Source organism: Uliginosibacterium sp. H1 (assembly GCF_036017065.1).
Classification (GTDB): domain Bacteria; phylum Pseudomonadota; class Gammaproteobacteria; order Burkholderiales; family Rhodocyclaceae; genus Uliginosibacterium.
Map to the genome: position 1 here is coordinate 102,620 of NZ_JAYXHR010000001.1, position 12,923 is coordinate 115,542.

Sequence of the window (12,923 nt, forward strand, 5' to 3'; positions counted from 1 at the left end):
CCTGACACCATGACCACCCCCCGCAAGATCGCCGTCGTCACCGCCACCCGCGCCGAGTACGGCCTGTTGTACTGGCTGATGAAGGCCCTGCAGGCCGACCCGGCCGTGGCCCTGCAGGTCATCGTCAGCGGGGCGCACCTGTCGGATCGTCACGGCCTGACGGTGCAGCAGATCGAGGCGGATGGCTTCGACATCGCGGCCCGGGTGGTGATGGACCTGGGTGACGACAGTCCGGCCGGCGTCACGCGCTCGCTGGGGCACGCGACCATCGGTTTCGCGGAGGCGCTGCAGCGCCTGCAGCCGGACCTGATGGTGATCCTGGGTGACCGCTACGAGCTGCTGGCGGCTGCGCAGGCGGCGCTGCTGGCGCGCGTTCCCGTTGCCCACATCCACGGTGGCGAGACCACCGAGGGGGCAGTGGACGACGCGGTGCGCCATGCGCTGACCAAGCTGTCGCACCTGCATTTCGTGGCGGCGGAGGACTTCCGCCGCCGCGTCATCCAGATGGGCGAGGCGCCTGAGCGGGTGTTCGTGGTGGGGGCGACCGGGCTGGACAACATCGCGCAACTGCCTTTGCTGGGCGAGGGGGAACTCGCCGCCCAGCTGGATTTCCCTTTGCATGACGCCGCGCAAACCGCCGCGCCGTGCTTTCTGGTCACCTATCACCCGGTGACGCTGGGCGAGGACTCGGCGGCGGATTGCCGGGCGTTGCTGGCGGCGCTGGAGGGCTTTCCCGGCGCGCGCATCATCCTTACCGGGGCGAATGCCGACCCCGGGCGCGAGGCGGTGGAGCGTGAGCTGGAGGCTTTCGCTGCGGCCCGACCGGACCGCGTGCTGCTGCGCGCATCGCTGGGCCAGTTGCGTTACCTCAGCGCCATGCGCTGGGCGGACGTGGTGGTCGGCAATTCCTCCAGCGGCCTGCTGGAAGCGCCTGCCATCGGCACGCCCAGCGTGAACGTGGGCGAGCGCCAGCGGGGCCGGCCCTGTGCGCCGTCGGTGATTTCCTGCGCCGCGACGACGGAGGCGATCCGCGACGCCGTGACGCAGGCATTGAGCCCGGCCCACCGCGCCATCGCCGCGCAGCGCGAAACGCCGTACGGCACGCCCGGCGCCGCGCAACGCATCGCGGACGTGCTGCGCATGCAATCCCTGCAAGGCGTCGTGGTCAAACACTTCCACGATCTGCCGTGAACAAGGGGAGGCGGCTGTTGCACGCCGCGTCCCGACTTCAAAGGTGCGATTCATGAAACATCCCCAGGTCTTTGTCATCGCCGAAGCCGGCGTCAATCACAACGGCTCGCTGGACATGGCGCGGCGGTTGATCGACCTGGCGGCCGAGGCGGGGGCGGACGCGGTCAAGTTCCAGACCTTCCAGGCCGCGAAGCTGGTGACGGCTGCGGCCCGCAAGGCCGACTACCAGGTGGTGAACACCGGCGTCGCCGAGGCGGAACGCGCGGGTGAAGCCGGCGGCCAGCTGGCCATGCTGAAGAAGCTGGAACTGGACGAGGCCGCCCATGACGCGCTGGTGGCGCATGCCAGGGCGCGTGGCGTGGAGTTCATGTCCACGCCCTTCGACGTGGACAGCCTGGATTTCCTGGTGAAGAAGCTGGGTGTCGCCCGCCTGAAGCTGGGCTCCGGCGACCTGACCAATGCCCAGTTGCTGCTGGCGGCGGCGCGCAGCGGGCTGCCGCTCATCCTGTCCACCGGCATGTCCACGCTGGCCGAGGTGGAGGCCGCGCTGGCGGTGCTGGCCTTCGGCTACAGCGCCGCGCCGGACGCACGGCCGGGGACGGACGCCTTCCAGGCAGCCTGGGCCAGCGCTGCCGGGCAGGCCGCACTCGCCGGAAAAGTGACGCTTTTACATTGCACCACCGAGTATCCGACCCCTTTCGATCAGGTTAACTTGAGAGCCATGGATACCTTGGCCCAAGCCTTTTCCCTGCCGGTCGGCCTGTCCGACCACACGCCCGGCATTTCCGCCGCGCTGGCGGCGGCGGCGCGCGGGGCCGTGGTGGTGGAAAAACACTTCACGCTGGACAAGTCCCTGCCGGGGCCGGACCACGTCGCCTCGCTGTCGCCGGACGAACTGCACGCGCTGGTGCAGGGCCTGCGCGAGGTGCAGCACATCCTGGGTAGCGCCGTAAAGGCGCCGGCCGCGGTGGAGCTGTCCAACCGCGCCGTGGCGCGTCGCGGCCTGGTGGCGGCGGCGCCGATCCGCAAGGGGGAGTCCTTCACCGAAGCCAACCTGGCCGTGAAGCGTGGCGGTGGCGTGCCGGCCATCCACTTCTGGGACTGGATCGGCCGTACTGCGACGCGTGCCTATGCCGAGGACGAAGCCATCCGCGACGCCTCGCTCGACCTTCCGCAGCAAAGCGAGCAGGGATGAACGCCCAGGCAGCCCATCCCGCGCGCGTGGTGATCATCGGTGCCGGTGGTCATGGCCGCGTGTTGCTGGATGCGCTGCGCCAGGCGGCTGCCGTGGAAGTGCTGGGCTTCTGCGATGCCCACGAACAACTGCATGGCGTCACGCTGCACGGCGTGCCGGTGATCGGCAACGACGAAGACCTGCTGCGCGACTACAAGCCGGACGACGTGGCGCTGGTGAACGGGCTGGGCTCGGTGGGTGACTCCGGGCCACGCGGCCGCGTGTTCGAGTTGTTCAGGCGCAAGGGCTACCGGTTTGCCAGCGTCATCCACCCACGGGCCATCGTCGCGGCCGACGTGCGCCTGGGTGAGGGCGTGCAGATCATGGCCGGTGCCATCGTGCAGAGTGGCGCGCAACTGGGCGAGAACGTGCTGGTGAACACCGGCGCCATCGTCGATCACGGCTGCCGGCTCGGCGACCACGTGCATGTGGCCAGCGGTGCAGTGCTGTCCGGCGAGGTGGTGGTGGGCGAGGCCGCTCATGTCGGCACGGGTGCGACCGTTATTCAAGGTATCCAGATCGGCCCGCGTGCGCTGGTGGCAGCGGGCGCGGTGGTGATCTACGACGTGGGCCGCGACACCAAGGTGGTGGGCGTGCCGGCGCGTGAGCGTTGAACAGGCCCACGGAATGTTGCAACCGAGCCAACAAGGCCAACAGGCGGGGCGATGAGCGAGCAAGAGTGGAAGAGGGCGTTGGTCCTGCCGCACCAGAGCATCCGCGATGCGGTGCATGCCATCGACGCCGGTGCCATGCAGATCGCCCTGGTGATCAGCGAGGCCGGCCGCCTGCTCGGCACGGTGACCGACGGTGACGTGCGCCGCGGCATCCTGGTGGGCGCGCAGCTCGATGCTTCCGTCGGCACCATCATGAACCCGAAGCCCGTCGTCGCACGCACCGGCGAGTTGCCGGGCGACATCCTGCTGATGATGAAGCGCCAGCGCATCCAGCAGGTGCCGCTGGTGGACGAGCAGGGCATGCTGGTCGGTGTGCAGACCCTGGCCTCGCTGATCCGCCCGGCGCGGCGCGACAACCCGGTGGTGCTGATGGCCGGTGGCCTCGGCTCCCGCCTGGGCCCGCTGACCGACGTGCGCCCCAAGCCGCTGCTCAACGTGGGCGACCGGCCCATCCTGGAGAGCATTCTCGGCAACTTCGTGGACAGCGGCTTCCGCAACTTCTACATCTCGGTGAACTACAAGGCCGAAATGGTCGTCGACCACTTCGGCGATGGCAGCGCCTGGGGGGTGAACATCACCTACCTGCGCGAGACCAAGCGCATGGGCACGGCGGGCTGCCTGTCCATGCTGCCGGAACGGCCGACGCTGCCCGTCATCGTGATGAACGGCGACATCCTGACCCGCATGTCATTCACCACCTTGGTCGACCACCATGTGGAAAGCCGCGTGGCCGCCACCATGTGCACCCGCGAGTTCACCCATACCATTCCCTACGGCGTGGTGAACGTGGACCACGGGCGCCTGCAGAGCATCGTCGAGAAACCCAGCAGCAAGGTGCAGGTCAACGCAGGCATCTACGTGCTGAACCCGGAGCTGCTGGATGCGATCCCGGCGGACGAATACTTCGACATGCCGATGCTGTTCGAGCGCGTGATGCAGCGCGGCCTGCCGGTGGGTGGCTTCCCCATACAGGAATACTGGCTGGACATCGGGCGGCTGGAGGACTTCCAGCGTGCCCACGAGGAATACCAGAGCGTGTTCCCGGGCTGAGCCCCCGCGCATCAGCCGGACACCAGACGAAAAACAGGTAACGAAAAAATGCTTCCCGGATCCCTTCGCCGCTGCAGACGCTGCCTCCTCCCGGAGACCTACGAGACCATCGAGTTCGACGAGGAAGGCATCTGCAACATCTGCCGCAGCGCCGAACACAAGCAGGGCGCCATCGACTGGGGCGAGCGCAAGCAGCTGCTCGACCGCCTGGTGGAGAAGTTCCGCGGCAAGTACGAGTACGACTGCATCATCCCCTTCAGTGGCGGCAAGGACAGCACCTTCCAGCTCTGGTACCTGGTGACGCAGTACAAGCTGAAACCGCTGGTGGTGCGCTTCAACCACGGCTTCATGCGCCAGGTGATCCAGGACAACAACCAGCGCACCTTCAAGAAGCTGGGTGTCGACGTGCTGGAGTTCACCCCGAACTGGAAGGTGGTGAAGCGGCTGATGCTGGAGGCCTTCCTCCGCAAGACGGATTTCTGCTGGCACTGCCACACCGGCATCTACTCCTACCCGCTGCGGGTGGCCTTGCGCTACAAGGTGCCGCTGGTGTTCTGGGGCGAGCCACAGGCGGAGATCACCGCGTACTACGACTACCTGAATGACGAGATCGAGTACGAGGACGACAAGAAATTCAACATGCTGCGCACCCTCGGCATCACCGCCGAAGACATGCACGGCATGATCGACTCGCCGGAGAACCCGGTCGACAAGCGCGACCTGATTCCCTACACCTTCCCCGACGTGAAGGAGCTGAAGGCGCTGGGCTACGTGTCCGTGCCGCTGGGCAGCTTCATCCCGTGGGACTACACGCGCAACACCGAGATCATCAAGAGCGAGCTGGGCTGGCAGTCGGATGAACTGGAAGGCGTGCCGGAAGAGATCAACGCGCACGGCGAGAAGATCGAGTGCTTCATGCAGGGCACGCGTGACTACATCAAGTTCATCAAGCGCGGCTACAGCCGCGTGGCGCAGATCAATGCCTTCCACGTGCGCAACGGCCGCATGGAGAGCGACGAGGCCGCGCGCATCGACGAACAGTTCGACGGCCAGCGTCCGCCGTCGCTGGACGTGTTCCTGGAATACATGGGGCTGGAGGAGGACGAGTTCCGCAAGATCGTCACCGCCACCGCCATCCCGCCTTACCGCCACGACTTCGAGAAGGAAGGCCAGGCCAAGCCGACCTGGGACTACGTGAAGTGGTACCGCGAGGACAACCGGAAGAAGTGAAGGGGCGTGAAACGTGAAACGTGAAAGGTGAAATGTGAAACGTAAGAGACCCGGCTTCGTCGGGGTTCCTCACATCGAGGGCCACGTTTCACATTTCACACACGTACGTGGGGCCGAGGACAATCGGAAGAAGTGAGGATGGTGAAATGTGAAACGTGAAACGTGAAACGCAAAGACCCGCTCCGTCGAGAGTCCTTCCATCGAGGGTCACGTTTCACCTTTCACGTTTCACCTTTCACATACAGACAATGATCGGCATCGTCGACTACGGCATGGGCAACCTGGGTTCGGTACGCAACGCGTTCGAACACCTGGGCCACGCCGCGCGCATCTTCGATGACCCGCATGAGGCCGCGGGTTTCGAACGCATCCTGCTGCCGGGCGTCGGTTCCTTCGCGCAGGCCATGCGCAACCTGGACGAGCGTGGCTGGTCACCGGTGTTGCGTGAAGTCGCGGCCAGCGGCAAACCCATGCTGGGCATCTGCCTGGGCATGCAGCTGCTGTTCGATCGCGGCGAGGAGCACGGCGACACGCAGGGCCTGGGCCTGGTACCGGGGCAGGTCGTGCTGATGAAACCGACCCCGCCCAACCGCCTGCCGCACGTGGGCTGGAACACGCTGGACCATGCGCGCCGTCACCCCCTGCATGCCGGCGTGAAGGACCACGTGGACTTCTACTTCGTGCATTCCTATCACTGCGTGCCCGAAGACGATGCCGACGTGCTGGCCCGCGTGGACCACGGTGGTCGCGTGGTGGCCAGCGTGGCGCGCGCCAACGTGGCCGGCATGCAGTTCCACCCGGAGAAGAGCCAGGCCGTCGGCCTCAAGCTGCTGGACAACTTCGCGGCCTGGGACGGCAGCGACACCGTGGGGAGTGCGCTGCCTTGGTGAAGAAGCGCGTGATCCCCGTGTTGCTGCTGAAGGACGGCCGCATGGTGAAGGGTCGTCAGTTCAAGGACTATCGCGACACTGGCGACCCGAAGGGTGCTGTGCGCATCTACAACGCGCAGGATGCCGACGAGCTGGTGTTCCTCGACATCCAGGCCAGCCTGCAGAGTCGCGGCGCGCTGGTCGACATCGTGCGCAACGCGGCGACCGAGAGCTTCATGCCGCTCACCGTGGGGGGGGGCGTGACCAGCACCGACGACGTACGCGAACTGCTGCGCGCGGGGGCCGACAAGGTGGTCATCACCACTGCCGCCGTGAAGCAACCGGGCCTGATCCGCGCCGCCGCCGAGATGTTCGGCGCGCAGTGCGTGCTGGCCGGCATCGACTACCGTGGCAGCGGTGCGGATGCACGCGTCTGGTTGCATTGCGGCACCGAGGCGACGGAGCATCACCCGGTCGCGCTGGCGAAGTCCTTTGCGGAGCAGGGCGCCGGTGAGATCTTCCTCAATTGCATCGACCGCGACGGTTGCATGGAAGGCTACGACCTGGACATGGCGGCGCAGGTGGCGGACGCGGTGCCGGTGCCGGTCATCGTGTGTGGCGGGGCGGGGCACTTCATGCATCTGGCTGAAGCGCTGCAGCAGACGGCGGTGTCGGCAGTGGCGTGTGCGAGCCTGTTCCACTTCGGTGACAACAACCCGATCCGCGCGCGGAGCTACCTGCGCAATCTGAAGATTCCGCTGCGGGTGTTGAAATGAACGCCTGTCACGCGTTCGTTCGCCGTCATGCCCGCCGTTCCCTGAGCTTGTCGAAGGGCGGTAGTCCAGTGACGTTGGTTGTCGTTCTACCGGCTCCCGCCGAGGGTGTTGTGGTTGCGCCTTGCGCCGAGCCGGGAGTTCGCCCCGGCGGGCGAGGTACTTTCTTTGTGCGGACAAAGAAAGGACCCAAAGAAAGCCGCCCCGCTTACGCCGCCGTGCTGGCGCACGGTTCCCCGCGCTGCTCGCGGCGCCGGGCGGCTGCGGAACTCGCGCTGCGCGCTCAGACATCCTCGCCGTCGCGCTACGCGCGATTCCCCGTCACCGCTGCGCTGCTCGGCGGCTACAGAGGGGATCGGGGACTGTGCCAGATCGCCACTCATAGGTGTGGCGTGGACGTTCGCTCCACTTGTCGTCCGTCACATACGCGCCGCTCCGGATACGTAAGTCCGCTCGCTTGGCTCCGTCATTCCCGCGAAAGCGGGAATCCAGTGACGTTCAGTCTGCGTTGGCAAGAACCGCTAAGCCCCTGCTCGGGCAAAGTGCGATTCAATTTCGTAGGTTGGGCTGAGCCTAGCGAAGCCCAACACATCGACGCGCGCAAAGGTCATGAAGCAGGAGGGGCACGCAGATGATGTTCCACCTCTCCCTCCCCAGGGACCAGCTCACCGCCTATCTGCGCGCGCTGCTGCAACATCACATCCCGGACGGCTGTGCGATTCCATCGCCGGAACGATGGCTGGACCGTGCGCTGGATCGTGCCGAGCATTGCTTCGGCAGCATCCACCGCAAGTACTTCCGCGAAGGCGACAGCCTGCGCTTCGATCACCTCAACGGCGACCAGATGGCGGCCTTCCTGTACCTGCTGGCCAACACGGCATGGAGGGAGGATGGCGAGGAGGCGCTGGCGACGCGGCTGTTCTACCTGAACAAGATCCTGCATGGCCTGGACCTGTACTTCGCGGTGCAGATGCCGGAGGCATTCCGCCTGGTGCACCCCGTCGGCACGGTGCTGGGGCGCGCGGACTACGGCAACTACCTGATGGTCTACCAGAACTGCAGCGTCGGTGCCGACGAGGCCGGCATCTACCCGCGCTTCGGCGAGGGCACCATCCTCTTTTCGCGCAGCAGCGTGCTGGGCGATTGCACGCTGGGCGACAACGTGGTGATCGGCGCCAATACTTTCGTCCTCAATACCGACGTGCCGGCCGACTCGGTCGTCGTCGGCCAGTACCCCAACCTCCGCATGCTGCCCAACGAGCGCAGCGTGCGGGAACGGGCTTTCGATCCGGCCGGGCCGGTTCGTACGTCTGCAGGAGCATCAACATGATCGACGGCCTGCGTGTCCTCGGCCTCATTACTGCCCGCGGCGGCTCCAAGGGGCTGCCCGGCAAGAATATCCGCATGCTGCGCGGCAAGCCGCTGCTGGCGTGGACGGCGGACGTGGCGAAGGCCTCCGTCTATCTGGACGCGCTGGTACTGAGTACCGACAGCGAGGAGATCGCCGAAGTCGGCCGCCGCCATGGTGTCAGCGTGCCGTTCCTACGCCCGCCGGAACTGGCGTCGGATACGGCGACCTCGGTGGACGTGGTGGAGCACGCGCTGCAGTTCCTCGCCGAGCAGGGCCAGCGTTTCGACCTCATCGCGCTGCTGGAGCCGACCTCGCCGCTGCGCGAAACGAAGGACATCGACAGTGCGCTGGCGCTGATGCGCGATTCGCGCGCGGACTCGGTGGTCAGCGTATGCAGCGCGGAGAGCATCCACCCGGCCTTCATGTTCGGCATGTCGGACAGGGGCCTGCTGCACTCCACCCAGCCCGGTGGCTTCAAGGTGCTGCGCCGGCAGGAACTGGAACCGCTGTTCTTCCTGGAGGGCACGATGTACGCGTCGCGCATCGACACGCTGCTGGCCGACCGCACCTTCTGCCAGGCGAACACGGCGGGCTACGAGGTGCCGAAATGGAAGTCGCCGGAGATCGACGACATCGTCGACTTCCTGCATGTGGAATCGATCATGACCCACATGGGTCTGGGCGAGTGAAAGTGAACGAGAAGGACGCAAGCATGAACTACCAGGAACGCCTGCTGCGCGTGATTCCCGGCGGCGCGCACACCTACTCGCGTGGATTCGACCAGCATCCGTCCAACGCGCCGCAGATCCTCGCGCGTGGCGAGGGTGCCTATGTCTTCGACCCGGAAGGCAAGCGCTACCTCGACTACGGCATGGCGCTGCGGGCGGTGAACATCGGCTACGCGGAACCGGAGATCGACAACGCGGCCCTCGCGCAGATCCGCAACGGCAACAACCTGACGCGTGCCTCGATGATCGAGCTGGAGGCGGCCGAGCTGCTGGTGTCGCTGATCGATTCGGTGGACATGGTGAAGTTCACCAAGAACGGCTCGACCTCGGTGTCCGCTGCGGTGAAGCTGGCGCGTGCCTACACCGGCCGCGACCTGGTGGCACGCTGCGTGGAGCATCCGTTCTTCTCCTACGACGACTGGTTCATCGGCTCCACGCCGGTCACCCGCGGCATCCCGCAGGAGACCATCGCGCAGACCAAGCTGTTCAAGTACAACGACCTCGATTCGCTGGCCGCGCTGATCGACGCCAACCCGAACCGCATCGCCTGCGTGGTGCTGGAGCCGGCGACCACCGAACCGCCGGTGGATGGCTATCTGCAGGGCGTGCGTGCGCTGTGCGACCGCCACGGCATCGTGCTGGTGCTGGACGAGATGATCACCGGCTTCCGCTGGCACATGAAGGGCGCGCAGTACCTGTATGGCATCAAGCCCGACCTGTGCACCTTCGGCAAGGCGATGGCCAACGGGTTCTCGGTCTCGTGCATCGCCGGCCGGCGGGAGATCATGGAGCTGGGCTCCATCGAGTTCGAGGGGCGTGAGCGCCTGTTCCTGCTGTCGACCACGCATGGCGCCGAGATGTGCGGGCTGGGGGCCTTCGTCGCCACCATGAACTTCATGCAGCGTGAGCATGTGGTCGACCACCTGTGGGAGTACGGCAAGAAGCTGGTCGACCTGATGAACCGGGTGGCGGCCGCCAACGGGGTGGCGAAGCATTTCAGGGCGGGTGGCTTTCCCTGCTCGCCGTACTACATGACGCTGGATGACACTGGCGCTGCCTCGTTGCCGCTGCGCACGCTGTTCGCGCAGGAGATGATCCGCCAGGGCGTGATGATGCCGTGGATCGCGTTGAGCTGGCGCCACGGCGACGCCGAGCTGGCATTGACCGAGCGCGCGCTGGACGCGGCGCTGAAGGTCTATCGCAAGGCACTGGACGAGGGCGTCGACCGGTATCTGGAAGGCCCGGTCATCAAGCCGGTATTCAGGAAGACGAACTGAGGAACCAGCGGATGAGCATGCTCGGCGGCAAGGTGGTGGTCATCGTCGGCGGGGCAGGCCTGCTCGGTCGACGCTTCTGCATGGCGAGCGCTGCCGAGGGCGCGCGCGTGGTGGTGGCCGACCGCAGCCTGGAGGCCGCCGAGGCGGTGGTGCGCGACATCGTTGCGCACGGTCATCACGCTGAGGCGGCACCGGTCGACATCACCGACACTGCGTCGGTGGATGCCCTGATCGCCAGCGTGCAGCAACGCCACGGCCGCATCGACTCTGTGGTGGTCAGCGCCTACCCGCGCAACCCGCAGTACGGCCGCAGGCTGGAGCAGGTGACCTACGCGGATTTCTGCGAGAACCTGGGCCTGCATCTCGGTGGCTACTTCCTCGTCGCGCAACGCTTCGGCCTGCATTTCCAGCAGCAGGGTGGGAGTGGCGCGGGCGGGTCCATCGTCCTGCTGGGCTCCATCTACGGCAGCATGGCACCGCGCTTCGAAGTGTATGAAGGCACGCCGATGACCATGCCGGTGGAGTACGCCGCCATCAAGGGTGGCATCGTGCAACTGGTGCGCTATCTCGCACAGTGGTTCAAGCCGGCTGGCGTGCGGGTGAACTGCCTGAGCCCGGGTGGCATCCTCGACAAGCAACCGGACTCCTTCCTGGCGGCCTACAAGGCTCACACCGCAGGTACCGGTATGTTGAGCCCGGACGACATCAGCGGCGCACTGCTGTTCCTGCTGTCGGACGCGGGACGTCATGTCACGGGGCAGAACCTGATCGTGGACGACGGCTTCTCCCTTTGACGGCCACAAGCAGCGGCCACAAGCAGCGGTCACATTCATCGGGCGCATCACCGGGCACATTGCGCGAGGCCTTGCGCAACGCGACAGAAACCATTGCCGGAACTTGTCCGCGGGCATGAGGCGGGAGAAGATTCGCACTGTCTGTCAGTCGTATCGATTGGCGGCTGATCCAGCCACCAACCCTCGGGGTTCATCCATGCACGTCGTCTTCCGTACCGATGCTTCCGAACTGCTGGGCCTTGGCCATGCGATGCGTTGCTTCGCACTGGCGCAGGCACTGATGCGCAGTGGGGCGACGGCGACCTTCCTGGTGCGCCACATGCCCTCGTCGGTCAAGCAGCGCCTGCAGGCCGCGGGCATCAGCGTGATCGCCATGGACACCGCCCAGGCCGAGGAAGGCGCCGACCCACGGCTGGGCGTGTCGGCGGCGCGCGATGCGGCGGACAGCCGCCGTGCGCTGGCAGCGCTCGGCACCGTGCACTGGCTGGTGGTGGACCACTACGCGCTGGACGCCGGCTGGGAGAGCAGCCTGCGTGGCCAGGTGCAGCGCATCGCGGTGATCGACGACCTGGATGACCGCCCGCATGACTGCGACTTGCTGGTCGATCAGAACCCCGGTGTTTCCGAGTCGCCGCGTTACCAGCTGCATGCGCCTCCGGGCGCGCTGCGTCTGCTGGGGCCGCGCTATGCGCTGTTGCGCCAGGAATTCGCCGCGGCGCGGGAGTTGCCGCTGACCGTGCGCCGCAAGGTGCGCCGCGTGCTCGTGGCGTTCGGGGGCGCCGACCCGACCGGGGGAAGCGCCTTCGTGCTGGCGGCGCTGGCCCCCCTGGTGTTCGAGGGCTTGTCGCTGGACGTGGTGCTGGGCGCAACGGCGCAGGGCAGCGATCTGGCCCGATCGGTCGCCGAGCTTCCGAACGCGCACCTGCACCTGGACGTGGCGGACATGACGCAGCTCTACCGCTCGGCGGACCTGGCCATCGGCGCGGCCGGTACGAGTGCCTGGGAGCGCTGTGCGCTGGGCTTGCCGACGGTGCTGCTGAGCCTTACCGAGAAGCAGAGCCAGGGGGCGGAGGCGCTCGCTGCGCTGGGCGGTTCGGTGCACCTGGGACGCGCCACCGCGGAGAGCATCGTCGCCCTGACCGGCCTGGTACGCGCGCTGGCGCACAGCCCGGACTGGTTGTCGGTGTTGTCGCGTCAGGCGGCCGAGGTGTGCGACGGGCAGGGCGCGGCGCGCGTCGCGGCACGGATGGAATCTTTCGACATGCAGTTGCGCGTGGCCACGCTGGAGGACGCGGACGACCTGCTGAGCTGGCGCAACCACGAGGTGAATCGCCGTCACGCGGTGGACGCGCGGCCGATCACGAAAGCGCGTCACATGGAGTGGATGCGCCAGAGCCTGGAGGATGCCGACCGCGTGCTGCTGATTGCCGAGGACGAGATCGGCCCGGTGGGCGTGCTGCGCTACGACATTGCCTTCGGCATCGCCACGGTGTCCATCTACCTCGCGCCCGGCCGGCATGGCCAGGGGCGCGGTGGCGTGCTGCTGCTGGCCGGCGAGGAGTGGATCATGGCGCACCGGCCCGAAGTGCAGGCGATCGACGCGCGCATCCTGGTGGACAACACCGCGTCGATGAACGTCTTCCTGGAGTCAGGCTACCTGCCCGACAGCCACCACCTGAGCAAGGCGCTGAACCGGCCGGAGAAGGTCAAGTAGGTCAGGCAGGAGTCCGGCAAAGTCGGATGAAGCAGCGA

The 12,923-nt window shown here is 66.6% G+C and carries 12 protein-coding genes; all 12 read left to right on the top strand.

What is annotated here, in order from left to right:
• Positions 1–9 precede the first annotated feature (9 nt).
• The 12 genes from neuC to pseG all read left to right on the top strand — a co-directional run bounded on the left by neuC (position 10) and on the right by pseG (position 12,885).
• The gene (gene neuC / locus VVD47_RS00460; RefSeq protein WP_327601432.1) at positions 10–1,191 is read left to right on the top strand and encodes a UDP-N-acetylglucosamine 2-epimerase; all 1,182 of its coding nucleotides are present in this window, start codon (positions 10–12) and stop codon (positions 1,189–1,191) included.
• Between the two features lie 52 nt (positions 1,192–1,243).
• Positions 1,244–2,386: an N-acetylneuraminate synthase gene (neuB, locus tag VVD47_RS00465; protein ID WP_327601433.1), complete on the top strand. Its 1,143-nt coding sequence runs from the start codon at positions 1,244–1,246 to the stop codon at positions 2,384–2,386.
• On the top strand, positions 2,383–3,039 hold the full coding sequence (locus VVD47_RS00470) for an acetyltransferase (protein WP_327601434.1): 657 nt from the start codon (positions 2,383–2,385) through the stop codon (positions 3,037–3,039). Before neuB ends, VVD47_RS00470 begins: the two co-directional genes overlap by 4 nt.
• Before the next feature lie 51 nt (positions 3,040–3,090).
• Positions 3,091–4,149 (top strand): nucleotidyltransferase family protein, encoded by a 1,059-nt coding sequence (locus VVD47_RS00475; RefSeq protein WP_327601435.1) that lies wholly within the window; start codon positions 3,091–3,093, stop codon positions 4,147–4,149.
• A gap of 48 nt (positions 4,150–4,197) precedes the next feature.
• Positions 4,198–5,379, top strand: a complete 1,182-nt coding sequence (locus VVD47_RS00480) for an N-acetyl sugar amidotransferase (protein WP_327601436.1) — start codon at positions 4,198–4,200, stop codon at positions 5,377–5,379.
• A gap of 248 nt (positions 5,380–5,627) precedes the next feature.
• Positions 5,628–6,269, top strand: a complete 642-nt coding sequence (hisH, locus tag VVD47_RS00485; protein WP_327601437.1) for an imidazole glycerol phosphate synthase subunit HisH — start codon at positions 5,628–5,630, stop codon at positions 6,267–6,269.
• A complete protein-coding gene (gene hisF / locus VVD47_RS00490) occupies positions 6,266–7,024 on the top strand; it encodes an imidazole glycerol phosphate synthase subunit HisF (protein ID WP_327603159.1) in 759 nt (252 codons plus the stop codon). Before hisH ends, hisF begins: the two co-directional genes overlap by 4 nt.
• Before the next feature lie 628 nt (positions 7,025–7,652).
• Positions 7,653–8,351 (top strand): hypothetical protein, encoded by a 699-nt coding sequence (locus tag VVD47_RS00495; RefSeq protein WP_327601438.1) that lies wholly within the window; start codon positions 7,653–7,655, stop codon positions 8,349–8,351.
• Positions 8,348–9,061 (top strand): acylneuraminate cytidylyltransferase family protein, encoded by a 714-nt coding sequence (locus VVD47_RS00500; RefSeq protein ID WP_327601439.1) that lies wholly within the window; start codon positions 8,348–8,350, stop codon positions 9,059–9,061. Before VVD47_RS00495 ends, VVD47_RS00500 begins: the two co-directional genes overlap by 4 nt.
• A gap of 23 nt (positions 9,062–9,084) precedes the next feature.
• Positions 9,085–10,377: a glutamate-1-semialdehyde 2,1-aminomutase gene (locus tag VVD47_RS00505; protein WP_327601440.1), complete on the top strand. Its 1,293-nt coding sequence runs from the start codon at positions 9,085–9,087 to the stop codon at positions 10,375–10,377.
• An 11-nt stretch (positions 10,378–10,388) separates the two neighbouring features.
• A complete protein-coding gene (locus VVD47_RS00510) occupies positions 10,389–11,171 on the top strand; it encodes an oxidoreductase (protein WP_327601441.1) in 783 nt (260 codons plus the stop codon).
• A 196-nt stretch (positions 11,172–11,367) separates the two neighbouring features.
• Positions 11,368–12,885, top strand: a complete 1,518-nt coding sequence (gene pseG / locus VVD47_RS00515; protein WP_327601442.1) for a UDP-2,4-diacetamido-2,4,6-trideoxy-beta-L-altropyranose hydrolase — start codon at positions 11,368–11,370, stop codon at positions 12,883–12,885.
• The last annotated feature ends 38 nt before the right edge of the window (positions 12,886–12,923 follow it).

Excerpts from the sequence above, each read along its gene's own strand:
- neuC (WP_327601432.1), top strand. The coding sequence starts at position 10 with ATGACCACCCCCCGCAAGATCGCCGTCGTCACCGCCACCCGCGCCGAG.
- neuB (WP_327601433.1), top strand. The coding sequence starts at position 1,244 with ATGAAACATCCCCAGGTCTTTGTCATCGCCGAAGCCGGCGTCAATCAC.
- VVD47_RS00470 (WP_327601434.1), top strand. The coding sequence starts at position 2,383 with ATGAACGCCCAGGCAGCCCATCCCGCGCGCGTGGTGATCATCGGTGCC.
- VVD47_RS00475 (WP_327601435.1), top strand. The coding sequence starts at position 3,091 with ATGAGCGAGCAAGAGTGGAAGAGGGCGTTGGTCCTGCCGCACCAGAGC.
- VVD47_RS00480 (WP_327601436.1), top strand. The coding sequence starts at position 4,198 with ATGCTTCCCGGATCCCTTCGCCGCTGCAGACGCTGCCTCCTCCCGGAG.
- hisH (WP_327601437.1), top strand. The coding sequence starts at position 5,628 with ATGATCGGCATCGTCGACTACGGCATGGGCAACCTGGGTTCGGTACGC.
- VVD47_RS00495 (WP_327601438.1), top strand. The coding sequence starts at position 7,653 with ATGATGTTCCACCTCTCCCTCCCCAGGGACCAGCTCACCGCCTATCTG.
- VVD47_RS00500 (WP_327601439.1), top strand. The coding sequence starts at position 8,348 with ATGATCGACGGCCTGCGTGTCCTCGGCCTCATTACTGCCCGCGGCGGC.
- VVD47_RS00505 (WP_327601440.1), top strand. The coding sequence starts at position 9,085 with ATGAACTACCAGGAACGCCTGCTGCGCGTGATTCCCGGCGGCGCGCAC.
- VVD47_RS00510 (WP_327601441.1), top strand. The coding sequence starts at position 10,389 with ATGAGCATGCTCGGCGGCAAGGTGGTGGTCATCGTCGGCGGGGCAGGC.
- pseG (WP_327601442.1), top strand. The coding sequence starts at position 11,368 with ATGCACGTCGTCTTCCGTACCGATGCTTCCGAACTGCTGGGCCTTGGC.